Source organism: Parabacteroides merdae ATCC 43184 (assembly GCF_025151215.1).
Taxonomy (GTDB): Bacteria; Bacteroidota; Bacteroidia; order Bacteroidales; family Tannerellaceae; genus Parabacteroides; species Parabacteroides merdae.
Genome location: NZ_CP102286.1, coordinates 1128398 through 1153379, shown reverse-complemented (window position 1 = coordinate 1153379; position 24982 = coordinate 1128398). Strand labels below are relative to the sequence as shown.

Annotated in this window: 17 protein-coding genes and 3 pseudogenes; 7 read left to right on the top strand and 13 right to left on the bottom strand. The window is 43.1% G+C overall.

The window, feature by feature from the left end; genetic code table 11:
- Positions 1 to 98: 98 nt before the first annotated feature.
- The 3 genes from NQ542_RS04625 to NQ542_RS04615 are packed head-to-tail and all read right to left on the bottom strand — an operon-like array spanning position 99 to position 4417.
- A complete protein-coding gene (locus tag NQ542_RS04625; RefSeq protein ID WP_005649347.1) occupies positions 99 to 1658 on the bottom strand; it encodes an MBOAT family O-acyltransferase in 1560 nt (519 codons plus the stop codon).
- Positions 1651 to 2994 (bottom strand): GDSL-type esterase/lipase family protein, encoded by a 1344-nt coding sequence (locus NQ542_RS04620; RefSeq protein WP_005649348.1) that lies wholly within the window; start codon positions 2992 to 2994, stop codon positions 1651 to 1653. The genes NQ542_RS04625 and NQ542_RS04620 overlap by 8 nt, the downstream gene beginning before the upstream one ends.
- Entirely contained in the window at positions 2969 to 4417 is a 1449-nt protein-coding gene (locus NQ542_RS04615; RefSeq protein WP_005641815.1) for an SGNH/GDSL hydrolase family protein, read from the bottom strand. The genes NQ542_RS04620 and NQ542_RS04615 overlap by 26 nt, the downstream gene beginning before the upstream one ends.
- 109 nt (positions 4418 to 4526) lie before the next feature.
- On the opposite strand from NQ542_RS04615, the gene NQ542_RS04610 reads away from it, so the two are divergent.
- The 5 genes from NQ542_RS04610 (at position 4527) to NQ542_RS04590 (ending at position 10632) form a co-directional block, all read left to right on the top strand.
- Positions 4527 to 5087: an NUDIX hydrolase gene (locus NQ542_RS04610; RefSeq protein ID WP_005641813.1), complete on the top strand. Its 561-nt coding sequence runs from the start codon at positions 4527 to 4529 to the stop codon at positions 5085 to 5087.
- Positions 5088 to 5358: 271 nt separating this feature from the next.
- Positions 5359 to 6372: an N-acetylmuramoyl-L-alanine amidase family protein gene (locus NQ542_RS04605; RefSeq protein ID WP_005649370.1), complete on the top strand. Its 1014-nt coding sequence runs from the start codon at positions 5359 to 5361 to the stop codon at positions 6370 to 6372.
- A gap of 73 nt (positions 6373 to 6445) precedes the next feature.
- On the top strand, positions 6446 to 7681 hold the full coding sequence (locus NQ542_RS04600; protein ID WP_005649385.1) for an anaerobic sulfatase-maturation protein: 1236 nt from the start codon (positions 6446 to 6448) through the stop codon (positions 7679 to 7681).
- A gap of 8 nt (positions 7682 to 7689) precedes the next feature.
- Positions 7690 to 9222 carry a TldD/PmbA family protein gene (locus tag NQ542_RS04595; RefSeq protein ID WP_005641801.1) on the top strand — a complete coding sequence of 511 codons (1533 nt, stop codon included), beginning with the start codon at positions 7690 to 7692 and terminating at the stop codon, positions 9220 to 9222.
- 90 nt (positions 9223 to 9312) lie between these two features.
- Positions 9313 to 10632: a TldD/PmbA family protein gene (locus NQ542_RS04590; protein ID WP_005641799.1), complete on the top strand. Its 1320-nt coding sequence runs from the start codon at positions 9313 to 9315 to the stop codon at positions 10630 to 10632.
- 230 nt (positions 10633 to 10862) lie between these two features.
- On the opposite strand, the gene NQ542_RS04585 is transcribed toward NQ542_RS04590, so the two are convergent.
- The 10 genes and pseudogenes from NQ542_RS04585 to NQ542_RS04545 all read right to left on the bottom strand — a co-directional run bounded on the left by NQ542_RS04585 (position 10863) and on the right by NQ542_RS04545 (position 22927).
- Positions 10863 to 12191, bottom strand: a complete 1329-nt coding sequence (locus NQ542_RS04585; protein WP_005641795.1) for an aspartate kinase — start codon at positions 12189 to 12191, stop codon at positions 10863 to 10865.
- A gap of 28 nt (positions 12192 to 12219) precedes the next feature.
- Positions 12220 to 13938, bottom strand: coding sequence for an ATP-binding protein (locus NQ542_RS04580; protein ID WP_081447010.1), 1719 nt, complete (start codon positions 13936 to 13938; stop codon positions 12220 to 12222).
- Positions 13939 to 13949: 11 nt separating this feature from the next.
- Positions 13950 to 15071, bottom strand: coding sequence for a hypothetical protein (locus NQ542_RS04575; protein WP_005641791.1), 1122 nt, complete (start codon positions 15069 to 15071; stop codon positions 13950 to 13952).
- Positions 15072 to 15083: 12 nt separating this feature from the next.
- Entirely contained in the window at positions 15084 to 15854 is a 771-nt protein-coding gene (locus NQ542_RS04570) for a hypothetical protein (protein ID WP_005641789.1), read from the bottom strand.
- A gap of 33 nt (positions 15855 to 15887) precedes the next feature.
- The gene (locus NQ542_RS04565) at positions 15888 to 16469 is read right to left on the bottom strand and encodes a K(+)-transporting ATPase subunit C (protein WP_005641787.1); all 582 of its coding nucleotides are present in this window, start codon (positions 16467 to 16469) and stop codon (positions 15888 to 15890) included.
- Positions 16470 to 16549: 80 nt separating this feature from the next.
- Positions 16550 to 18589 carry a potassium-transporting ATPase subunit KdpB gene (kdpB, locus tag NQ542_RS04560; protein WP_005641785.1) on the bottom strand — a complete coding sequence of 680 codons (2040 nt, stop codon included), beginning with the start codon at positions 18587 to 18589 and terminating at the stop codon, positions 16550 to 16552.
- Positions 18590 to 18605: 16 nt separating this feature from the next.
- Entirely contained in the window at positions 18606 to 20315 is a 1710-nt protein-coding gene (gene kdpA, locus NQ542_RS04555; RefSeq protein WP_005641784.1) for a potassium-transporting ATPase subunit KdpA, read from the bottom strand.
- 26 nt (positions 20316 to 20341) lie between these two features.
- Positions 20342 to 20422 (bottom strand): potassium-transporting ATPase subunit F, encoded by an 81-nt coding sequence (locus NQ542_RS17915; RefSeq protein ID WP_081447009.1) that lies wholly within the window; start codon positions 20420 to 20422, stop codon positions 20342 to 20344.
- Between the two features lie 695 nt (positions 20423 to 21117).
- Positions 21118 to 22438, bottom strand: a pseudogene (locus NQ542_RS04550) (sigma-54-dependent transcriptional regulator).
- 18 nt (positions 22439 to 22456) lie between these two features.
- Positions 22457 to 22927, bottom strand: coding sequence for a hypothetical protein (locus NQ542_RS04545; RefSeq protein ID WP_005649390.1), 471 nt, complete (start codon positions 22925 to 22927; stop codon positions 22457 to 22459).
- Between the two features lie 832 nt (positions 22928 to 23759).
- On the opposite strand from NQ542_RS04545, the pseudogene NQ542_RS04540 reads away from it, so the two are divergent.
- A pseudogene (locus tag NQ542_RS04540) lies at positions 23760 to 24517 on the top strand (trehalose-6-phosphate synthase); the annotation flags it as partial.
- Positions 24495 to 24771: pseudogene (locus NQ542_RS04535) on the top strand (chromosome partitioning protein ParB); the annotation flags it as partial. The pseudogenes NQ542_RS04540 and NQ542_RS04535, both read left to right, overlap by 23 nt.
- Positions 24772 to 24982: the final 211 nt, after the last annotated feature.

Below are 24982 nucleotides of genomic sequence, written 5' to 3'. Positions count from 1 at the left end.
CCCTCCTACATTTAATAACGAAAGCCCTCCCCGCTCCGGAAGGGCTTTTGTTATTAAACTCTGCTTCCATCGGATTCCCGATATGGCAGGAAACAATGTCAGAACTGGAAGTAGATAAATGGTTGCACCCCGGCACTCTTGAACTGCACGACAACAAAGATCGCAATCGCCAGCATCACCGCCTGAACAAGCAAAGGAGAACGGGTAACGACTGCCTGCAAACCGTTTTCCGCCGATTTCGGCATGAAATGCAGGATATAACCCACCACCATCAAGACGAACACTCCTTTATAGCCCACCACAAACTGCATAAAGACCTCCGGATGGAAATTCGTGAAAATCTGCGTCAGCACCTCGCCAACCGTTTGCATCGAGTCAGCCCGGAACAGAATCCAGCCAAAGCACACCAGATGGAAAGTGATCAGAACACCTATCACTCTTCTCCAGGGTTTCATTTCTGATCCTAATGGTTTGAAACTGCTGAAATGGTTCATCACGAACTTATGGACGGCCAGTGCAACTCCATGCAGGGCTCCCCAAAGGATAAAACTCACGGAGGCTCCGTGCCATAAACCGCCCAACAACATCGTTATCAGCAGGTTGATGTATGTCCGTATTTTCCCTTTCCGATTACCTCCGAGTGAAATATACAAATAGTCTTTCAACCAAGAAGAGAGCGAGATATGCCAACGTCGCCAGAATTCCGTAATGGTCGCCGACTGGTAAGGCGAATCGAAATTCACGTTAAAACGGAAACCTAACAACAATGCAATCCCGATCGCCATATCCGAATAGCCGGAAAAATCGCAATAGATCTGCAAGGCATAACCATACACACCCAACAGATTTTCCACCCCTGTATAGAGCAAAGGAGCATCGAATATGCGGTCGACGAAGTTCAAGCTGATATAGTCGGATATGACGGTTTTCTTAAAGAGCCCACATAAGACGAGAAAAAGCCCCTCTCCGAACTCCGCCCGCGTAACAACCGGAGTCTTATAAATCTGAGGAATAAAATCGCGTGCCCGAACGATTGGACCGGCCACCAGCTGCGGGAAGAAGGAGACATAGAAAACATAGTCGATCCAACGCCGGAGGGGGGCTATCCTACCCCGGTACACATCAATCACGTAGCTGATGGTCTGGAAGGTAAAGAAGGAAATGCCGACCGGCAGAAATATATCCAACGGCTGATAGGTAATGTTCTGCAACGAGGTATTCCCTAACTGATACCCCAACTCATGAGCAACGGCAGCCATGATCTCCCGTAGGAAATTGAAGTATTTGAAATATCCCAACAGCCCTAAGTCAACGCACAGGCTCAGGACAACCCATGCTTTGCGTCCCCACTTGGAAGCAGTCTTAGTCATACACTGCGCAATGCAAAAATCGGATGTTGCGACAAACAGCAGGAGAAAGAAAAACAATCCGCTGCTCTTATAATAGAAATAGATGGAAAACAACGTAACATAAATGATACGCGTCAGCAAATGCTTCCTGAGCGACATATAAATAATCAGGAAACCGATAAAAAGGAAGAAAAACAATCCGCTGCTGAAAAGTATCGGAGCATTGTGATGGTAGGTCAATATATCGCCAAGTTTGTCGAATGAGAGCTGAGACCAATATTCTCCCATTTTATTTATAAAATCATTCATCATCTTTTCTGATTTTCAACATTTGATTATAAGATTGCATTAGGGCACGATATAACAAGGTTCCTTGCTCACGATAGCCATCCTTTGTGAAATGAATACGGTCACGGCCCATCAGTTTTTCCTTGCGCCATTTGGTGCAGGAGCTTTTCCCTCCCGTAGCGGCAAAGAGATCCCAGCAAGCTACGCCCTCTTCACGTGCCGCCTTTACAATCGCCTTTGCAGCAAGTTGGGTATTCGAGTTACGGACATACGTCCGTTTTTTATTGACATAAGTCCGCTTGTAGCATTCCGGCGGAGTGGTGAGCAGAATAGCCGTTTCAGGCATCTGTTTCTTGACGAGGGAAACGAACGCACGTATCTGTCCGCCAAATTCTTCCGAACGGAAGCGACGGCCGAAGGTTTCGTTCGTACCCAACGAAATAATCAGCAAAGAAGGTTTCAACAGGGCCAACTGACGAACGTATGCTTCGTCTGTGTAATTGACATACATCGCCCCGTTCACGCCGACCGAATGGTAAAGGACACCCGGATAACCGTTCGTCAGGCTGAAACCATAATAAACATTTTTGAAATTGGAGGCCGGAAGCAGCTTATCCGTGCCTTGTTTCCGCCGGGTACTGTGCAGCTGCAACGTATCTACCGGATGAGAAATACGGAAGGTATCGGCCAAGACACCTGCGACAGCCGGAACCGTAGCCAAGGATGTCTGTATGGAATCTTTGAACGAACCGGCCGGCAACATAGGCATGGCTTTTTCTCCCCGGTAAAGGATCGCCTGGTTGAAGGAATAGCCTGCCCCGTTGTTAGGCGCTATCCGAACGTCCAAATTGATGGAAGGAGAAACGGACTGGATACCGATTCCACCGATTCCAACAGGACATTTCTTATTGGCTTGGATACAGCGTCCCGTCACCCATTCGCGGACGGAAGAAGAGATGAAATAATCGTCCGGTTCATTCGTCTTGCTCAACTTGAAAGGGGCAATCCATCCACGTCCGGCATTCCCGAACTGCGCCTGCAAAAGACGCATCACTTTACCGGAATAATAACCAGCCTGTATGTGGGAATCGCCTAAATGGACGATTGTCAATACGGTATCCTTCCCCGCTCCGAGCGAATCCAGTTCGTCAAAGAAGGATTGCAGCGAAGAGGGCGACTGGATCGAATCGACCTCCTTCCCGATCGAATAAATGCGGGAAGGGAGCGGGATCGTATCAATACTCCCCTGTTCCCACGCTTGACACGGGATCGCCAATTTTCCTTTCACTCCGGCAGAACTGGCGGCCATCAAAAACAGGCAAGCCGATAGACTAATGAGCCACTTTGTCTGCTTCATCATAAAACTCCTTTTCTAATAATATTGCCTTCAACAAGGCAGAAGCTATCTCTTTTCCTCCCCTGAAACTCAAATGGGTATAGTCTTTGCTAGCCCAATTGTTCTCCACGAAACGGATCATGCTGTTCTCTCCTCCCATCGCCCCAAAGACATTCCAGAAAGCGACCCCCGAACGGCGAGCCGCCTGCCGCTGTGCGTGTAGCAAGGCTAATACGGCAGGCATCGTTTCGAAGGTTCCGTCCACTTGTCGGCTCCTGTCCGAAACCCCCAGCATCAGGATATCGGCATCCGGAAAACAAACGCGTACGTGGCGTACGGCTTCTTCCATCCGCTTGGCGTACCAGCCATACTGGAGAACGCTGTCGCTGACGATATTCAACCCGTACTGCAAAACGACCAGATCATAGGGACGTATCTCGTTCAACTCTCGGCAACGGGTGCTGTCCAATCTCGAAAGGATCATCCCCGAATTGCCACGCAACGAATAATTGTCCACGATCACCCCAGAATTATCTTCGAGTGCAACCCCGAGAGCACGGAAACCGGCCGTATCGGCAAAGCTGAAGGAGGCTTCCGTAAAGGTTCCTGTTTGTTCGTATTGCGTGATGGCGGTTGTCGGTTCCAAGGTCTCGCAGATCGTGTCCTGCGTGCCGTTGCAAACCAAAGTCATCTGTGTACGGATATTCTTTTCATACAAGAATTTAAGGGAAGAAACCGTTTTCAACTCCGGATAACGGTCTGTCGTCTTGATCGAGATAGATGGCTTCTCCCCTTTCGGTTCGAACGTCATTCCGGAAAGCGTATACCGGTGATGATGATCCGTCAACATGGACCAGGTGGTCCAACCTTCCGCCTTTTGCTCGATCGTCGGACGGAACTGGGCGGCTACCGACGTAACCGGAACGAAACCGACTCCGCGTCCTCCGAACCGCTCCTGCATACCCGAACGGAAATCAGCCACCACAATGTCACCTTCGATAAACGAATCACCCAAAAAGGCGACACGCACCGGGCGGTTCGCCTGCCTGCTATTTCTTAAAGCGGCAAAAAAACGTTTCAAACCGATATGGCCGACAGAGTAATCCTCGATACGCGTTCCCAACGAATCGGCTCCCTTGTCCGCATACATAACCTTGTAAAGCGAATCGCGTAATGCGAGGGCGACGGAATCGATACCTGTCGTTTTCAGGATCGAATCACGCACGGCGGCCGAATCTATCCGGACCGTATCCGGTTGTTCCAATTGCATACGCAAGGAATCCATAGACAGGGATTCTGGTTTTATCCTGAGATCGGAAAGTAAATCAACTTTTTTTATTTTCATCCCGAACAGCTGGTCCGGTAAGTAATAAAGTCCCAAGCAGATACCAAACGCAAGAAGTAGCAGGAGCAAAAGCCTGCCGAAATTATTATCTTTATTCATCTAAGTCCTCTCTTTCGAAGCCACAAAGATAAGTACAAATACAATTTATTACAAACTCGACCGTTTCATAATTATATATTTTGATACACACCATCAACAAACTACAAATATGGAAACTCCGAAAAACAGAAACTGGAAAGTACTGAAAAGTGAATACCTATCCAGCCAACCTTGGTTCACCGTGCGCAGGGAGGAAGTGGAATTGCCGAACGGAAACAGGATTCCTGAATATTTTATATTCGAATATCCAGAATGGATCAATGTGATCGCAATCACCAAAGAGCAGAAATTCGTATTTGTAAGCCAATACCGTCATGGACTGGGTATCACGGCTTACGAACTTTGCGCCGGTGTCTGCGAAAAGGAAGACGCTTCCCCACTCGTCTCCGCCCAACGGGAATTGCTCGAAGAGACCGGCTACGGCAACGGAAATTGGAGCGAACTGATGGTAATAGGCGTCAATCCGAGTACCCACACCAACCTGACTTATTGCTATCTTGCCACAGATGTAGAGTCAGTCATGGCACAACATCTGGAAGACACGGAAGACCTCAGCGTCCACCTTCTGACTCTCGACGAAGTAAAAGAATTGTTGCTAAACGACCAGATCAAACAAGCGCTCCATGCCGCCCCACTTTGGAAATACATGGCGATGAATCATTTGATCTGAGATATTTCCTAAACTCAGGCGAACAAAAGCAGACAAACCATAAAAATAAAGCTTCATGCCTTTGCCACAATAATTCCATCGGCATGGCACGACCGTTTCACCAGTATGGCACAACTGTTTCATCAGCATGGCACAACCGTTTCATCGACATGGCACAAACTCTTCCTGCCTATGATACTACCAGGACATGCTGCTCCGCCTGATAATAACCGTATATTTTGCATAATCCCGAAAAAGCGTTATTTTTGTTCGCATTAGCAACATGTCTCCAATGAAGTTTAAACTTAATATCATATTCGCGTTATTTTTTACCATATTTTGCGTCAACCGTTTACAGGCCCAGGAAAAAGCCTTTCCCAAGAAAGGAGAAGGCATCACCCTGTTCCTCAAACGCCATAACCGTACAGGTATTTCATATCAGAAACAGTTCATCGAGCTGAACAAAAACAAGTTAGGCAAGGGGAATACCCTTAGGATAGGAGTCAAATATACGCTTCCCCCCTTACAGGGAAAAGAAGCTGTTGCATCCGCCATCAAACGAGCGAACTATGAACCGTTGTTCGGCAAAGAACTGGCCTCCTATAAGGTAACATCGTCCGAACTAAAAGGAGCCTGTTTCTATCTGGTCAGCGGACACGGAGGCCCTGATCCTGGAGCAATCGGACGGATTGGCAAAATCGAGTTGCACGAAGACGAATATGCCTACGACATCGTACTCCGTCTGGCACGCAACCTGATGACAAAAGGAGCCAAAGTCCACATTATCATTCAAGATGCCAAAGACGGGATACGGGATGCCAAATACCTGAAGAACAGTAAACGGGAAACTTGTATGGGTAGCCCTATTCCTTTTAACCAGGTCCGTCGCCTGAAACAACGAAGTGACAAGATAAACACCCTGTTCAAGCAGGATAAATACGCCTACAAACGAGCTATCTTCGTGCATGTGGACAGCCGGAACAAGGGACACCAGACCGATGTTTTTTTCTACCACCAGAATAAAAACTCCGAAAGCAAGCATCTGGCGAAAACCATGCGGACAACTTTCACCCATAAATATAAGAAGCACCAGCCGGGACGAGGATTTACCGGAACAGTGGACGGACGGAACTTATACGTGTTGAGACATACGACACCGGCCTCCGTTTTCGTCGAGTTAGGTAATATCCAAAACAGTTTCGACCAGCAGCGAATCATCCTGAGCGACAACCGCCAGGCACTCGCGAATTGGCTTTGCGAAGGATTTGTCACCGATTACAACCGCTACAAGAAAAAAACACGGTAAAAAAACAACATTCATCCGTTAAAAAGATTACTTTTGCATATGAAACTAAATAAAACATCGTTTTAAGCATACCATGAGTAATCCATATATATCCCCGTTCGCGAAACCCGTATATGTAATGTTGAAGCCTGTCGGTTCAGTTTGCAACCTGGCGTGCGAATACTGTTATTATCTGGAGAAAGGGAAACTTTATCCAGAGGTGAAAAATCATATCATGAGCGAACAGTTACTGGAAAAATTCATCAAGGAATATCTGGAATGTCAGACGATGCCGCAGGTTCTCTTTACCTGGCACGGTGGTGAAACGCTGATGCGTCCGATCAGTTTCTATCGGAAAGCACTGGAGTTGCAACGCAAGTACGGCCACAGACGCCAGATAGACAACTGCATCCAGACAAACGGGACACTGCTGAACGACGACTGGTGTCGTTTCTTCAAAGAGAACAACTTCCTCGTGGGAGTTTCGATAGACGGCCCGCAGGAGTTTCATGACGAATATCGTCGCAACAAGCAGGGACTCCCCTCCTTCTATAAAGTGATGAAGGGAATCGAACTGCTGAAAAAGCATGGCGTGGAATACAACGCAATGGCAGTCGTCAATGACTACAACGTAGATTATCCGCTGGAATTCTATCACTTTTTCAAGGAAATAGATTGCCACTATATCCAATTCACCCCGATTGTAGAACGCCTCGGATTCCATCAGGACGGAACGTTGCTCACCTCGCCGGAACAGCAGGATGCCAACATCAAACTGGCCCCTTTCACGGTCAACGCCGGAAAATGGGGAGATTTCCTCTGTGCGGTCTTCGACGAATGGCTGAAAGAGGATGTCGGTAATTATTATATCCAGCTTTTCGACTCCACACTGGCAAACTGGGTAGGCGAACAACCGGGCGTCTGTACGCTGGCACGCACTTGCGGACATGCCGGTGTGATGGAGTTCAATGGCGACGTATATGCCTGCGACCACTTTGTATTCCCGGAATATAAGTTAGGTAACATCCATACTCAAACGCTTACCGAGATGATGTACAGCCAACGCCAACTGAAGTTCGGAGCAGACAAATATGAAACACTCCCTACCCAATGCAAGGAGTGTGACTACCTGTTTGCCTGCAACGGCGAATGTCCCAAGAACCGTTTTCTCCATACGGCAAACGGTGAACCCGGATTGAACTATCTATGTAGAGGTTACAAGAAATTTTTTAAGCACGTGGCTCCTTACATGGATTTCATGAAAAAAGAATTGTTGGCCGAACGCCCGCCAGCCAACGTCATGCAATGGGCAAAAGAGAATAAACTATAATCGAACATATGAAAATCAACAGACGTGATTTTATCAAAACAGGAGGTATGGTTATGCTTGGATCATTAGCAGTTCCCTCATTCCTGGGAAGTTGTACCGGAAACAAGGTAGATCAGGCTACCGGTATCTCATTCGCTCAGAACCATTTTGGTGTCAGTGAAAGCGACATGAAGAAAGTGTTGGCAGCAGCACTTGAGAAAGGAGGCGACTATGCAGATCTTTTCTTTGAACATTCCTACCGGAACAATATCGGATTGCAAGACGGAGCCGTAAACCGTGCTTCGTCCAATATCGATTTCGGTATGGGAGTACGTGTATTGGCCGGTGATCAGACCGGTTATGCGTATGTGGAAAACGTGACTCTCGACGAGATGCTGAAAGCTGCCCGCACGGCAGCCCGTATCGCAACCGGCTCGGCAGGAAAAGCTCCGGTTGCCCTGACGGAGGAACCGATCCCGAATAATTATTACGGTGTACAAACTCCTTGGGACGAGCTCGCCGTAAATGCAAAGACCCCGTATCTTCAGAAACTGAACGATCAGATTTTTGCGCTTGACAAACGGGTGCACAAAGTGATGGCTTCGTTGGGAGACACGACTTCACACATCTTGTTCTGCAACTCCGAAGGACAGATGTACTACGACTATCGTCCGATGGTGACGCTGGGGGCAGTCTGTATCATGGAGAACAACGGGAAGATCGAAAATTCATATGCATCCCGCGCTTTCCGCATGGGAGCCGAATTCCTGACAGATGATATCATTGCCGAAGTAGCTAAGGAGGCAGTAGAGAAAACCTCCATCCTATTCCAAGCTATCAAGCCTAAAGGAGGCGAAATGCCGGTCGTAATGGGTGCAGGAGGTTCCGGCATCTTGTTGCACGAAGCAATCGGCCATGCTTTCGAAGCTGACTTCAATCGCAAGAATACATCGATCTTCTCCGACCAGCTGAACAAAAAGGTTTGTAACGAGCATATCAATGTGGTGGACGACGGTACGATTCCTTTCAACCGCGGTTCTGTCAATATCGATGATGAAGGTATCGCCGGGCAAAAGACTTATATCGTGAAAGAAGGCATTCTGACCAGCTACCTGCACGACCGTATCAGTGCCAAACATTACGGTATACCTTCAACGGGGAACGGTCGCCGTGAATCATTCCGCCAGATGCCGATCCCGCGTATGCGCGCTACCTATATGGAAGCCGGAAACGTGACGGAAGAAGAAATGATCTCGACGGTGAAGAAAGGTATCTATGCCTCTAGCTTTACCAACGGGCAAGTACAAATCGGTGCGGGCGACTTCACCTTCTTCGTGAAAGACGGTTATCTAATCGAAAATGGTAAACTGACACAGCCGATCAAAGATATCAATATCATCGGTAACGGTCCACGTGCATTGGCCGATATCACGATGGTCGGAAACAATTACAAGATGGATAACGGCACCTGGACATGCGGCAAGGACGGACAATCCTGTCCGGTAACCTGCGGTATGCCGTCAGCCTTAGTTAGTAAACTTACTGTAGGAGGAGAAAATTAAAAAGATTTATGATTTATGATTTATGCGTTGTCTACACACCCATAAATCATAAATCCAAAGTCATAAATCTAAAATCATAAATCATTAGACATGATAACGAACGAAAATAAAAAACTGGCTCAGTGGGCCATGGAATTTGCCCTGAAAAACGGTTGCCAGGCCTCACGTGTAAGTATCTATAATGGATCGAGCAGTTCCTTCGAAATACGTGATATGAAAATGGACCGCTTGCAACAGGCATCGGAAAACAGTTTGGTGATCCATCTGTTTGTGGACGGACGTTTCGGTTCCTTCTCTACAAACCGTCTGGATAAAAAGGAACTGGAAAGTTTTATCCGTAACGGTATCGCTTCCACTCGCTTCCTGGCGGAAGACAAGGCGCGTACGTTACCCGACTCTTCTCTCTATTATAAAGGAGGCGGCGCCGACTTGCAACTGATCGATCCGAAGTTCGACTCAATCCAGCCGGACGACAAAGTGACGCTGGCCATGAACGTCTGCAACGAAATGATGGGAAAAGCCCCCCGTATTATCTCGGTCAATTCATCCTACAGCGATGAAAAGGATTTCAAATATATGGTTGCCAGCAACGGCTTCGAAGGGGAAGCATCCGGTTCTTCTTTCAGCCTAGTTGCCAGCGTAAGCATCAAAGGTGAAGGGGATGCTCGCCCGGAATCCTATTGGTTCGATTCTTCACTTTACTATGATAAGTTAATTAAAGAAGGTCTGGGAACAAAGGCCCTGGAACGTGTAATGCGTAAACTGGGACAGAAAAAGGTCGCTTCCGGCAAGTATCAGATGGTTGTGGACAATATGAATTCCTCCCGTTTGCTTTCTCCGGTAATTGACGCATTATATGGTTCTTCCATCCAGCAGAAAAACTCTTTTTTGTTGGATAAAATCGACCAGAAAGTATTGGGTGACAAACTAACGGTTATCGATGACCCCCACATGGTGGGTACATCCGGTGCCCGATATTTCGATGGCGAAGGTGTAGCGACAAAACGTATGCCTGTGTTTGAAAACGGTATCCTGAAAACCTATTATATCGATACCTATTCAGCCAACAAGATGAATATGAGACAAACGATTGCCTCCCCTTCTATCCTGACCATGCAAATGGGAAATAAGGATACGGATGGTCTGATTGCTTCTGTCGACAGAGGCATTCTGGTGACGGGTTTCAACGGCGGTAACAGCAACAGTACGACCGGTGACTTCTCTTACGGTGTAGAAGGTTTCCTGATCGAAAAAGGCAAACTGACACAACCCATCTCCGAAATGAACGCAACAGGCAACATGATTTCCTTGTGGAGTAATTTAGCCGAAGTCGGCAATGACCCGCGCACATTCTCCAGTTGGCGTGTTCCTTCTCTAATATTTGACGGGGTCGATTTTAGCGGGTTATAAGAAATAATATATATTGTTAAATAGTAGATGGATATAGAAGTGAATCCTAAAAGTTAGACAAAAACATTTAGAATTCACTTCATTATATTTTGTCTATACCAAAAGATAACAGAATAAACAGAGGCATCTTGATCTTCCAACATTTCCTTCTCTTTCTGTTTTTCATATAATTGTTCAACAGATTTGGTGTCCCTCCCAAACATTTGATAAAGGAATCAAATCTGGTATATTTAATAAATGTCAGATACGGAAAATAGGTGTTCACTGAGCGCCTTTAAGGCATGCACTTTATCCTCCGCTTTCATCACCAACGATACGTTACTACTACTACCACCGTATGAAATCATTCGTACGGGAATATCTTTCAACGCATTGATGATGCGTGCCTCAAAACCGACATTTTGCCATTCCAAGTCACCAACAACACAAACAATCACCATATTCTTTTCGACTGTAATCGTTGCGTATTCCCTTAATACACCCACAATCTCGTCTATGTGCTTGTCATTATCAATCGCTACGGAAACTCCGATATCAGAAGTAGTCACCATGTCCACCGGTGTATTGTAATTATAGAATGTATCAAACACGATGCTCAGAAAATGAGGTGTCGGTATCGTATGTAGCGACTTGATCTTGACATATGTGATATTGTCTTTGGCGGCAACAGCTTTGATCGCCTCTTTTTCAGCAGTGTTCGAGATCAATGTACCTGACGCACTTGGTTGCAACGCGTTCAAAAGGCGTACCGGAATGTTCTTTTCCTTGGCAGGTAGGATACAAGCCGGATGCAGTATCTTAGCACCGAAATGCGCCAACTTGGCTGCTTCGTCGAAGTTCAATTGTCTGACAGGAGCGGTATCATTGACAAACCGTGGATCATTATTATGCATTCCGTCAATATCCGTCCATATCTGTATCTCTTCTGCTTGGATAGCCGCTCCGATTAAAGAGGCGGTGTAATCACTTCCTCCCCTTTCCAAGTTGTCAATACTGCCGTAGGCATTCCGGCAAATAAAACCTTGCGTGATATATATTTCAGCCTCCTTGTTTTGCTCCAAAAGAACCTTTAGGTGTTTAGAGATATATTCCATATCCGGTTCATTGTCCACCGTAATCCGCATGAAGTTCAACGCAGGCAATAAAGCAACCTCCACCCCCTGTTCTTCCAGATAACAGGCCATCAGAAAAGTCGATATCAACTCACCCTGCACCAAGATTTCCTTTTCATCGAATACGCTGAAAGGCATATTTGAGAAAGACCAGACATGTTGAAACCGTTCGAGCATGTATTGCATGGCTTTTTCCTTGTAGACATCGCTCCGGTATAATTCTTCTATATGATTGACATAAGCCTGCTCCAAGGAAGAAAGGACCGCATTGGCTTTTTCCGGATCTTTTTTGTGAAAACATTCAGATATCTCCACTAAAGAGTTTGTTGTCCCAGCCATAGCAGAGAGCACTACTATTTTCTGTTCCTGATCGCAAACTATTGACGCAACATTCTTGATCCGCTGGGCAGAACCGACTGAAGTACCACCAAATTTTAATACTTTCATTAGACTATCTGATTTTTGATTTTACTTTTTATACATTAAATCTAACCACGAACGTACTACCTTTACCGACTTCGCTTTCGATATGGATCGTACCACCATGAGCTTCCACAAAGTCCTTGCTGATGGCAAGTCCTAAACCACTACCTTGTACTTTTGTTCCTGGGACACGGAAATAGTGATCAAAAATACTTTCGTGGTAACGCGAATCAATGCCCTTTCCGAAGTCCTTGACATAAATCTCGACGGCTTTGTCGATCTGTCGTGCACCGATGACGATCCTCCCGTTCTCCGATGAATAACGGATGGCGTTCGACAACAGATTGGTCACAACCCAAGCAATCTTCTCGCTGTCAACAAACAACTTGGCAATCTTTTCGGGATATTCCACTTCGATCTGACAGTTAAAACGCTCGGCTTGTACCTGGTTCGCCTTGATGGCATAGTTAATCAGTTCGATCGGTTTGGTAATCTTCGGATTCAAATAGAGCTTACCACTCTCTACCTGTGACATCTTCAACAATTCACTAGTGATCTCCAACAAACGATCGCTATTCTCCTTTATGTTCCTAGAAAGGCTCTCCTGTTCTGTATTTAGCTTTCCTATCCTGTTATCTTCCAGTAATTTCAAGCTCATCATAATAGCTGATATCAGTGTTTTCAGTTCATGGGAAATCGTCGAAATAAAGGTTGTCTTTGCAATATCTTTTTCTTTAAATTCGGTCACGTTCTTCAACAAGATCACATCCCCGACATACTTACTCTCTAGTCCGGTCTGCTTGTTGACGTTGATCGGAATGTATTTTACCTGAAAATAGCTTTCTTTATTGTCTGCGTAAATTTTCAACGGGTCCTTATTGTCATCGGGATGAACTAATTGCCGAATCAAACGGCGGAGCAAATCATTTTTTAACGCCACTTCGGGAGCCGGCCTGCCAATAATGTTTTCCCGCGTCAAATTCAAAACAGTCAAAGCCTCGTCATTAACAAACAAAATCTTCCGTTCCTTACTCAAGCCTATGATAGGTTCTGCTATGCTGTTGATAATTGTTTCTATATATTTTTTTCCCTGCAGGATATCTTCCAGCGAACTGTTCCTGTATTCGGCCAATCGCTCAGCCATCTCGTTAAACAATGTAGCTATTTCCTTGAACTCCGGCTCATTCCCCAAATCGAGCCGCTTACTGTAATTGGCATTGGTGATTTCCTTGATGCCATCCGTCAATTTCCGGATCTGTACGCTGACCGAACGTGGTAAACGAACCAGAAAGAGGAAAGCGATCGTGATACAAGCAATCCCTACCGTCCAGATCCCAAAAAGAGATCTTTTCGCTGTGTGGACAGCCACTTCATTCTTTTCATAAATGGCAGACATATTGACCGCCATAATGGTATAGATCGTCTGGCGTATTTGCCGAATCGATTCATCATCCATGTCATCCAATGCCTTTTCACAGTACGAACTTAACCGGTTGGTCAGTACGTCTTCATCCTTCTCTGTCAGATTGTTTCTCTGAGCCTCCAACCCGGCCTCAAAGTTTTTTCGGGCATTCGGATTTTCCCGAATGGCATCCAATGACTCAAGCATCTGACGGGAATAAAGGAGTGAATTATAATTATCCGCCAGAATATTCTGCGTGTCATCTGATACATTATGAATGTTTTTTATAGCCAATCCCCCTAATAAAGTGATCAAGACAAATAAAAGCCCTATTCCATAAGTCAACTTTGTTTTTATATTCATTTTTATATAAGGATTTTTTAAGCTAATATTATCAAATCAATACCTAATTGAGCTAATTCTTCTAACATGTTCCGATAATGAACCATAGCAAGGATAACGGAAGGGTATTTTAAAGTCGGTCGTCCAATACATAATGTGCTGATTTGTTTTTCTTTACAAGCCTGCACTATCGCATCCGTTATATGTGGGGATTGCACTTGAATAACTTCTCCTCCGAGTTCTGTTGCCAGCTTGAAATGGTTCAGTAAATGTCTTTGGCTTGCCAACGAAATCCGGTCCGAACTTTCCCTAGGGGTTTGTACATACAATACAAAGAACTTGGTGTTATATCGGGTAGCCAACCGCGCGACTTTCCGTATGATCTTACGAGGGGTTTTCTCATTACTGCTGATACAGGCCATAAACCTTTCATGCCGCACGCCAAGATTCTCAGGAATAGTACTTTCCACTTTTTTTTCTACCCGCAAAGCAACCTCTTTCAATGCCAATTCCCTAAGCTGAAGAATATGCTCAGCCTTAAAGAAATTATTCAATGCTGTTTGTATCTTATCAGGTTTGTATATTTTTCCGGCTTTTAACCGAGCCAGCAGTTCGTCAGCAGTAAGGTCTATATTGACTACTTCATCCGCCTGCTCCAGTACGATATCAGGAATACGCTCCTTGACCTCAATGCCAACCACGTCCTGCACCATCTCGTTTAATCCTTCTATATGCTGAATATTAACTGCCGTAATTACACTGATACCGGCATCCAGTATATCCATAACATCCTGCCAACGTTTTTCATTCTTACTGCCTTCGACATTGGTATGAGCCAATTCGTCAACGATAACAACTTCAGGATGAATACTGAGAATTGACTGTAAGTCCATCTCTTCAATCTCTTTTCCTTTATAAAATATTTTACGACGTGGAATGACAGGCAGTCCTTCCACCAATGCCTCTGTCTCGACTCTCCCATGTGTTTCTATATAACCGATCTTGACATCAATACCGCTTTCCAGTAATTGGTGGGCATCTGATAGCATCCGATACGATTTACCTACACCGGCAATCATGCCGATGTAGATTTTAAAATTGCCACGACGAGACTTTTTCAACAAATCCAAAAAATGTTGTACACTTTGTTCTCGGTCCATGCGTATACTATATCAAGGTCTTAAAGAAATTCCCAAGACAAGATGAGCATCCTCCATACGAGGGTTCCAAATTGCCTGTATAAAAATGGGTAATGAGAAAGAATTCGTGATTTTGATATCTTTCATTGCTTTCAATGCAACGTTCGTTACAGCAAATCCACTATTTACATCACCTCCATACGTAGTTACTCCCGCATCGTATGGAAGAACACCACAAGTTGCATTCAGATCAACTCCCTTCACTGTGAACGGGAAGTTCAACTCTACATAAGAAGAATAGTTTTGGTTTCCATTTTCATCTTTATCTTGACCGGCAAACATGAAATTCCAAGTGATAGACAGCGGGAACTTCTCAATAGGTAAAGTGTAAGCCAAACCTGCTTCAAAATGGTGAGCTGTTTCGTGGCTCTTGAAGTTAAAGTAGTCACCGGCACCTTGTCCTGCCCACCATAAGCTAGCGACAGACAATGTAGGACCTGCCGATCCGAATGTATAAGCAGCCGTCAAATCTATTTCTTTAGCCGCAGCTGCTGACGTGGAATTGGCACCCTGGAAATCAGTAGCCCCCCAAGCTGTCAAAGAGAAATTACCTACGCCTAAAGATAATGTTGGTTGAAAGCTGGCACCAGTCTGGTAAAAACCACGCCAAATATAAGAACTTACCAAATCTCCCTGTACGGAAAAATTTACCTTACCATCCTCTTCTTGTGCATTAGCCAACGTAGAAGATGCCATTGAGAATGCAACCGCCAAAACAGTTACTTTTTTTACAAATGATTTCATAACCTTAAATCTAATTTATCTATTAAATAACTGTTATTTGTTTTCAGCAGCTTTATCAAGCGCAACGTTTAATTTCAACACGTTTACTTTTTCTGTACCGAACATGCCCAATAAAGGTTTCTCAACATGTGAGTTCACGATTGTTATCACCTTTTCTTCCGACCAACCACGAGCGTCCGCTACACGTTTAGCCTGTACATAAGCGGCTTTCGGTGAGATATGTGGATCCAAACCGGAGCTACTGGCCGTGATGATTTCAGCCGGAACTTTTTCACGGGTTAGGTAAGGATGATGGACCAAAAATGTATCAATACGTTCTTCCAACAAGGCCAAATGTTCTTCATTGGAAGGTCCCTTGTTACTACCTGCCGAACTGGATGCATCGTAACCGTCACCGGCATGGGAAGGACGGCCCCAGAAATAAATATCTTGTGTAAAATTCTGACCAACATTGGCAGCCCCCACTACTTTTCCATTCAATGTAACCAGTTCAGCATTGCCCTTATTCGGTCCTGCCACTTGGGCAAACAACCACAAAACGAAGATGTAGAAAACACTGAAGAACAAACAAAACGCAATTGTCAGTCTTAATGATTTAAAAAGATTTGATATCATAATGAATTATTATTTTATTTTCTTAACCTTCCTCCTATCTTCATACAGAGGGAGGAAGGTTTTTAATATTGATTTTACTTTTACATGAATAAACCTACAATCATATCTATCAACTTAATACCAATGAACGGGACAATCACACCGCCCAAACCGTAAATCAGCAAGTTGCGACGAAGCAATGCAGAAGCACCAATCGGTTTATAAGCTACACCGCGTAACGCCAGTGGGATCAGAATCGGGATAATGATTGCATTGAAGATGATCGCACTCAGGATCGCTGATTCCGGGCTATGCAAGTGCATAATGTTCATTGGGGCCAATGCAGGGATTGTAACCATGAATAGAGCCGGAACAATCGCGAAATACTTAGCCACGTCGTTAGCTATACTGAAAGTAGTCAGCGTTCCGCGAGTCATCAGCAACTGTTTACCAATTTCGACAATCTCGATCAGTTTCGTTGGATCATTATCCAAATCAACCATATTACCAGCTTCCTTGGCAGCCTGTGTACCACTATTCATTGCCACACCAACATTTGCTTGAGCCAAAGCCGGAGCATCATTCGTTCCGTCACCCATCATAGCGACCAGCTTACCGTTTTCCTGCTCCTTACGGATATAGTTCATCTTGTCTTCCGGTTTGGCCTCAGCGATATAATCGTCTACACCTGCTTTTTCTGCGATATATTTTGCGGTCAATGGGTTATCACCAGTTACCATTACCGTCTTCACACCCATCTTACGCAGACGCTCGAAACGTTCCTGGATACCCGGTTTGATAATATCCTGTAATTCAATCACACCGATAATGAAGTCGTCCTGTGAAACAACCAGTGGAGTACCACCGTTGCTCGTGATCTTCTGAACTAAATCGGCAACCTCTTTCGGGTATTTGTTACCTGCAGCCTCACTCATCTTACGGATGGCTTCGAAAGCGCCTTTACGGATACGAGTACCATTTGCCAAATCTACACCTGAACATTTTGTCTCAGCCGTAAATTTGATCATTTTCGATCCGGATGTATTCAGATCATGTACACGTACACCTTTTTCACGTCCCAGTTCTACGATTGACTTACCTTCAGGCGTATCGTCAGAAAGAGAGGACAGCAAACAAGCCTGTGCAAAAGAGTGTTCATCAATGCCAGATACTGGATAGAACTGGGTTGCTTTGCGATTACCAATCGTGATTGTACCGGTCTTGTCGAGTAGTAAAGTATCAATATCACCAGCCGTTTCAACCGCCTTACCGGATTTGGTGATTACATTAGCAGACAACGCACGATCCATACCTGCAATACCGATAGCTGACAACAAACCACCAATCGTAGTCGGAATCAAACAAACAAACAAAGAGATAAAGGCAGCGATCGTAATCGTCGTGTTAGAATAATCAGCAAACGGTTTCAAAGTACCGCAAACAACAACGAATACCAGTGTAAAACCTGCCAGTAGGATTGTCAAGGCAATTTCGTTCGGAGTCTTTTGGCGTGAAGCACCTTCTACCAAAGCAATCATCTTGTCCAAGAAACTTTCACCCGGTTCAGTTGTGACTTTTACTCTAATCTGATCTGACAATACTTTCGTACCACCAGTAACCGAACTCTTGTCACCGCCTGCTTCACGGATCACCGGAGCAGATTCACCCGTAATGGCGCTTTCGTCGATAGAAGCCAGGCCTTCGATGATCTCACCATCGGAAGGAATCGTATCGCCGGCTTCACAAATAAAGATGTCGCCTTTCTTCAACTGAGAAGAACTGACAGTCTCGATCTTATTACCGACACACAAACGAGCCGGAGTCTCTTCACGAGTCTTACGCAAACTGTCGGCCTGTGCTTTACCACGTGCTTCTGCAATCGCCTCTGCGAAATTTGCGAAAAGCAGCGTTGCGAACAATACAATAAATACTAACATGTTGTAACCGAAAGATCCTTGCGTCGTATCGCCTGTGGCTACTGCCCATATAGTAACGAACAACATGACGAATGTCACCACCTCTACGATAAACATGATCGGGTTACGGAACATCACCCGCGGATTTAACTTAACGAATGATTGCTTCAAACTTTCTATAACGAGCTCCTTTGGAAATAAAGAAGCAGCTTTGTTATTTCTCATCTTCTTAATCTGTCAATTAGTAAATACTAAAATATTCAGCGATCGGGCCTAATGTTTGTGCAGGGAAGAATGACAATGCGGCTACGATCACGATTACGCAGAATGTCATCACACCGAATGTAACGGTATCGGTCTTCAATGTACCCGCACTTTCTGGAGTATATTTCTTGTTTGCCAATAGACCTGCGATAGCAACCTGTCCGACAATTGGTAAATAACGTGAAATGATCAACGCCAAACCGCAAGTATAGTTCCAAAAATAGGTGTTGTCACCTAATCCTTCGAAACCGGAACCGTTGTTAGCGGAAGAAGAGGTATATTCATATAGCATTTCACTGAAACCATGGAAACCGGGGTTGTTTAACCAACCGCCTTCACTCTCAACAAAGCCCGGACAATATACCCACACATAGCTGGAAATTGCGGTAAAGATCAAGATAACGAACGGGTGAGCTAATGATACGATCGTAGCGATCTTCATTTCCCGAGCCTCAACCTTCTTACCAAGAAATTCCGGTGTACGTCCGACCATCAAACCGCTGATGAATACGGCAATGATCAGGAATGCATAGTAGTTCATGAAACCTACACCGACACCACCGAACCATGTATTGATCTGCATGTTCAACATCTCGACCATACCGGAAAGAGGCATTGTACTGTCGTGCATACCGTTAACGGAGCCATTAGAAGTGACAGTCGTAGTCACAGACCACAAAGCGGTTGCACCCGGACCCAGACGGGTTTCCTTACCTTCCATAGCACCGCAAGACTGGTCAATACCCATCTCGTCAATTTTCGGATTACCTGCCATCTCATAGTGAACGTTACAGAATACTCCCAAAAGATAAGCAAACAGCATCACGCCGTAGATCACATAACCTAACTTTTTACGTTTCAAATAAAATCCCAAAGCAAATACCAATGCCATTGGAATGATTAGAATAGACCAGCATTCTATAATATTGGTCAGATAAGTCGGGTTTTCCAAAGGGTGAGAAGAGTTTACTCCGAAATAACCACCACCATTCGTACCTAACTGTTTAATCGGAACAATTGCAGCTGTAGGTCCTTGTGAAACAGTTTGTTCAGATCCTTCCAATGTCGGGATTGTCATTTTAGACTCGAAGCCCATTGGTGTACCCTCCAGGATCAAAATAAAACCTACGATCAGAGACATCGGGAAAAGGATACGTGTACAGCTGATCACTAAATAGTGCCAGAAGTTACCGATTGTTTTAGTTGTTTTGGCTGCCATCGATTTCATAATACCAGCCATGGCTGCCATACCTGTCGCAGCAGTGATGAACTGGAACAACATGATGACGAACAACTGGGTAAAATAAGTCAAACCGCTTTCTCCGCTATAGTGCTGCAAGTTACAGTTAACCATAAAACTAATACACGTATTGAACGCCAAGTCCGGACTTTGTCCGCTATTTCCATCGGGGTTCAAAGGAAGATATCCTTGCGATACCAACAGGATCATACCCCAGAAGAACCAAAATACGTTTATAATAAGCAGAGATTTCAGGAATACCTTCCAATCCATCTCTTCGTTGGGGTTGATACCCGCCAGTTTGTAAATAAATCTTTCAATCGGAGCCATGAAACGCATACAATCATTTCCCTCCTTGTACACCTTGGCGATATGCTTTCCTAATGGATAGCTGATAACTATCAGCAGCAATATCTGCAATGCTACACCTAAAATTTCTGTGTTCATCTTTTTACTTTAAAAACTAATTACCACTAAAACTTTTCGGGCTTAATCAGGACATACATCAAATACCCGAAAATCACTACACAAAGTATAAACAGTGCTAAAAACATAATTTAATTCTCCTTTCTCATATTAAATTTTCTCAAACCAGTCCACACACTTGAAGAAAAACCAATAGCATGCTACACCGGTAGCACACAAGAACAAAAACGATAACGTATCTTCCATACTTCTTTTTATTAAATTGTTAATACCATTTATTTTTTCGTTTTCTTATATGCTAAAGTCGTGCCAAAAGTTTTAATTCATGCGTAATTATCTATTTATTAGACATATAGTCAAAATCATTCTTGTTATGCAACATACTAAATCCTTTTCAAAATGAAAAAAATATTTCCATTTTAGGATAATCGCATATTGTTTGCCTTACCAGTCTTTAAAAGAGTTATTTTCACATTTCAGGCTTCTGGAGTCTTTTCCTTTTGATATAAAGTCTGTAATTAAAAGGTACTTGAAAAAACGAGAAAGACTGATCCTCCAGGAATAATATGCCGACATTTTCCTGAACGGGTAGGTATCCGTTCGCCATCCGATGCCTACTTGTTTCCTATCGGGTAAACATCCGTTTTTCCCTCCTCAGCCATGACCTTTGAAAAATAAAATACCTATGAGAAACCAGAAAGATGATATGAAAGAGTTAGTATGGAGGATATTGGTTTTGCTTTTTCATTTTGAAAAGGTACATAGAAAGACAAGCTTCCTAAACAGGCAGCCTGTCAGGTATACAAGAACAAAGTGCTTCACATTATAGTCCATAGGTTTCCATCTTCCTATAAAGCGTGGTTAACCCTATCCCTAGAAGACGAGCAGCTTCAGGTTTGTATCCGTTGGTATGTTGGAGGACTTTCTGAATGTGGTGCTTTTCAACGCTGGCTAGGTCCAATCCAATATTATTCCCCGTATTTTCAGATAATTCCAGCATCTGCAACGGCAGAGATTGATAGTCCAGTATTTCCCCCTCCGTAACAACTAAACATCTTTTTACCGTATTCTTTAACTCCCTGACATTTCCTTTCCATGGGTATCGTTTTATGGCTACCATGTATTTTTCTGATATCAGAAGCTTTTCCCTCCTTATTTTTTTGAAAAAGAAGATACGAATTCTCTTACAAAAAAATATCTTCCCGCCATTCCCATAATGGAGGAAGATGGATATGGAAAGAAGATAAACGGTTAAATAAATCTTCTCTAAAATTTCCATTAACTATTTCTTGTTCCAAATCGCGATTTGTTGCTACTATAACTCGGACATCGACATGTATTAGAGTAAGTACTACCAATTTTCATAAATTGCCCGGTCTCAAGAACACGCAGCAACCGGGTCTGCAAAGAAATATCCATTTCTCCTATCTCATCTAAAAATATAGTACCACCATTTGCTTCCTCAAAAAGTCCTTTTGTTTCCGTAATTGCCCCGGCAAAAAAACCTGCCGTGTGTCCGAATATTTCACTTTCGAGTAAATCTTTACTGAAAGAAGAACAATTTATAGCGACAAAAGTCTACCCACTTCGCTGGCTATCATTATGGATCAGACGTGCGAAAACATATTTTCTTGTTCCGGTTTCACCTGTCTGCAATACAGACGCATCCGTTTTTGCCACTTTTTGGGCTAATGAAACGGCCTCTAATATTGCCGGAGATTTACCGATTATTTTTTTAAGTGTGATTGTTTTTCGGTAGTTATATCTACAATAAATGCTTCGGATGCTTTCTCCATCTCTTTTGCGATAAGAGAAAAGATCCTGTTATTGTCATCACCTTTTACCAAGTAATCAAAGGCACTGCTTTTTATCGCCGAGACACTGTCTTCAATCTTTCCATGAGCAGTTAAAAGAATAATCTCCGCCGAGGGAGATATGTTTTTCATCCGGTCTATAAGTTCGATGCCATTACCATCCGGCAAACAGACATCGCGAAGAACAACCTCCGGGGTATTAACCTGTAATTATCTTAAACCAGCTTTACAAGTTGCCGCTCGATATACCTCATAACCTTCTAGCTCAAGAATACGGGACAATAATGCCAGCATCTGTTTTTCGTCATCGATGATTAAGATTTTTCCCATATAATTTTTATGATCATTTTAAATTTCGCCAAAATCCTTGGATATCTGTCCAGCGCAGACAGGTTTCCAACAATCGAAATTTCTCTTTTTAGCTAAAACCGTGTTATTGATTATAGGCAATTCGCAATTCTCTTTGATATATAAAACAGCACATCCCCGAGCTGTTGTTGCCAATTGTTTTCTTAATGTATTCCAAGCATCTGCATCAGAAATAAAATATTGTGATTCGGTTGACTCCGTTTCATATTCCAGCTTGTATTCATTCAGTACCAATTCATTTTTTAGGTTTGCCTTCTTTTTGGGATAACACAAATAGGCGATCCCTGTCAAAAGAGTGATTCCGGCAAAAGTATTCAGCAGATATTCATAATAATCTTTTTCAAAGAAATAGAATTCATTGATACTACTATATATATATACGCCAACCACCAACAGTAATACTATCGTTATCCGTTGCTTAAAAAAATTCATCCGCATATTCTTTCCCATTTGTATCCTGTTTTTTAGAACCAAGTCTTTAAAATGAGCCATGAATAAATTATATCCACGGCTCAAAAAGAAAAAAACATTGGAAATCTTTACAGAATGAATGGAGAAAAAGATTTTGGTACACATAAAACAATTTTAATTGCAATAATATATAACATGAAACTTATGTCCATTTATGGGCGACCAAGTATTTCTTGCGAGGCCACCATTTTTCAATCCTATTTTTCAGAATGAAAAAATACCCCAAAACGCCAATCCAGCTTGTTACTAGTAACAGAATGATAATCCTGTTTTTGATCCTTTGAGGAACATCTTTTTTTATTAAATTGCTGATTGCCCATACAGAGGCAAGCGAGCCTAACTGATAAATAAAAAATACCATTTTATTTCTTTGTCGTTTTACATTGTTTCTTATAGCTGACAACCGAATATGAATATTAATGATATTTTCTTCGGAAATCTAACTAATAAGGGTAATGCCAAAATCAGACCAATTAAACGACAACAAACATAAAACACTATATATCAACCGATTTTAAAATATTAATTCTAAATTGAAAGTTTTAGAAAGCATACCAAAACGAAAAAGTTTTTTTCATTCTGGTATGCTTTCTCTATTTTTGGAAAGACAAGACACCCGATTAAAATCTCGTGAATTAACAAGAAAGAAATTTTCTTGCTCAATTCTTTGTTCATCAAAAATTTTCATTTTGGGAAAATATTTTCATTTGGAAAAATGTATCTCAGGCTTATTCTTTAGTAAATATCTAGCTATCAAATAAACATAAATCAACATGAATCTTGCCCTATTTTAATATATATTATATCAAATATGAGATTATTTATCGTTTCGAATAGATTGCCTGTAAAAATTACATGTTCCTCCGATGGAAAATTCGTTTTTTCACGGAGCGAAGGGGGGGCTACAGGTTTGAAGTCATTGGACGTTGATTGTGAAAACATTGGATCGGTTGGCCTGGCGTCTGCGTGGAACAAAAGACGGAAAAAGATGACATTTGCTGTCAATTGGAAAAAAATAATTATCATCCGGTATTCTTATCCGACGAACAGTATAAAAATTACTACGTAAGGATATAGCAACAGTACCCTATGGCCCCTCTGTCATTACTTTTTTGCATATACGTTATATAAAAAAACTTTTGGGAATCATATAGGGAAGTCAATGCTGTTTTTTGTGAAGAGATATCTCGAATAGTTGAGCCTAATGATTGAGTTTGGATACAGGACTATCAGTTAATGCTGTTGCCAGGCATGCTCCGTGAGAAGTTTCCCAACCTTCATATCGGGTATTTCCAACATATTCCGTTTCCTTCACATGAACTTTTCCGGATTCTGCCCGAAAGGGTCGAGATCCAGAATGGACTTTTGAGAGCTGACTTTGTCGCTTTCCACATTCACGATTATATACGTCATTTCATCAGTGCGACAGAACGCGTCCTTCATAAGAATTTCAATCTGGATGAAGTTCAAATGAATGATCGTGTAACCCGTGTGGATGCATTACCGATGGGGATAAACTATGATCTTTATCACAATGTGATAGCTGATGACAAAGTCCACCACGCAATACACAGTTAAAGCTATACTGATAGACAAAATGGTAGCCAACAGTTATAATCCTAATATTGTGGCACCACCGGAAATGAAATTATTGGAACTTTCCATTTGGGAAGATGGTTATACCATGCGTTTGTTATCACATTGAAGAAAAAGATCTATATGAAATTGTAGACAGCTATCATCGTTATATGGTAATGAAAACGTCACAACGCATTTATGATCGAGAAAAAGGTTTACTTCCTGTTGTGGTAATCAATAAAGATAAATGCTATTGCAATACTATGGAACGACAACGATTTACATAAATCCGAAAAATGATAATCAATATTATTTAGATTTTCTAAAAAGCTATTTTTTGAATGTATTGATTATCAACTATAATCTGCTATAATATATATGTTTTTCCGAATGAAAAGCAAATAAAAACACAATCAATACTTGCACAATAAAAAATTAATCACTATCTTTGCATTA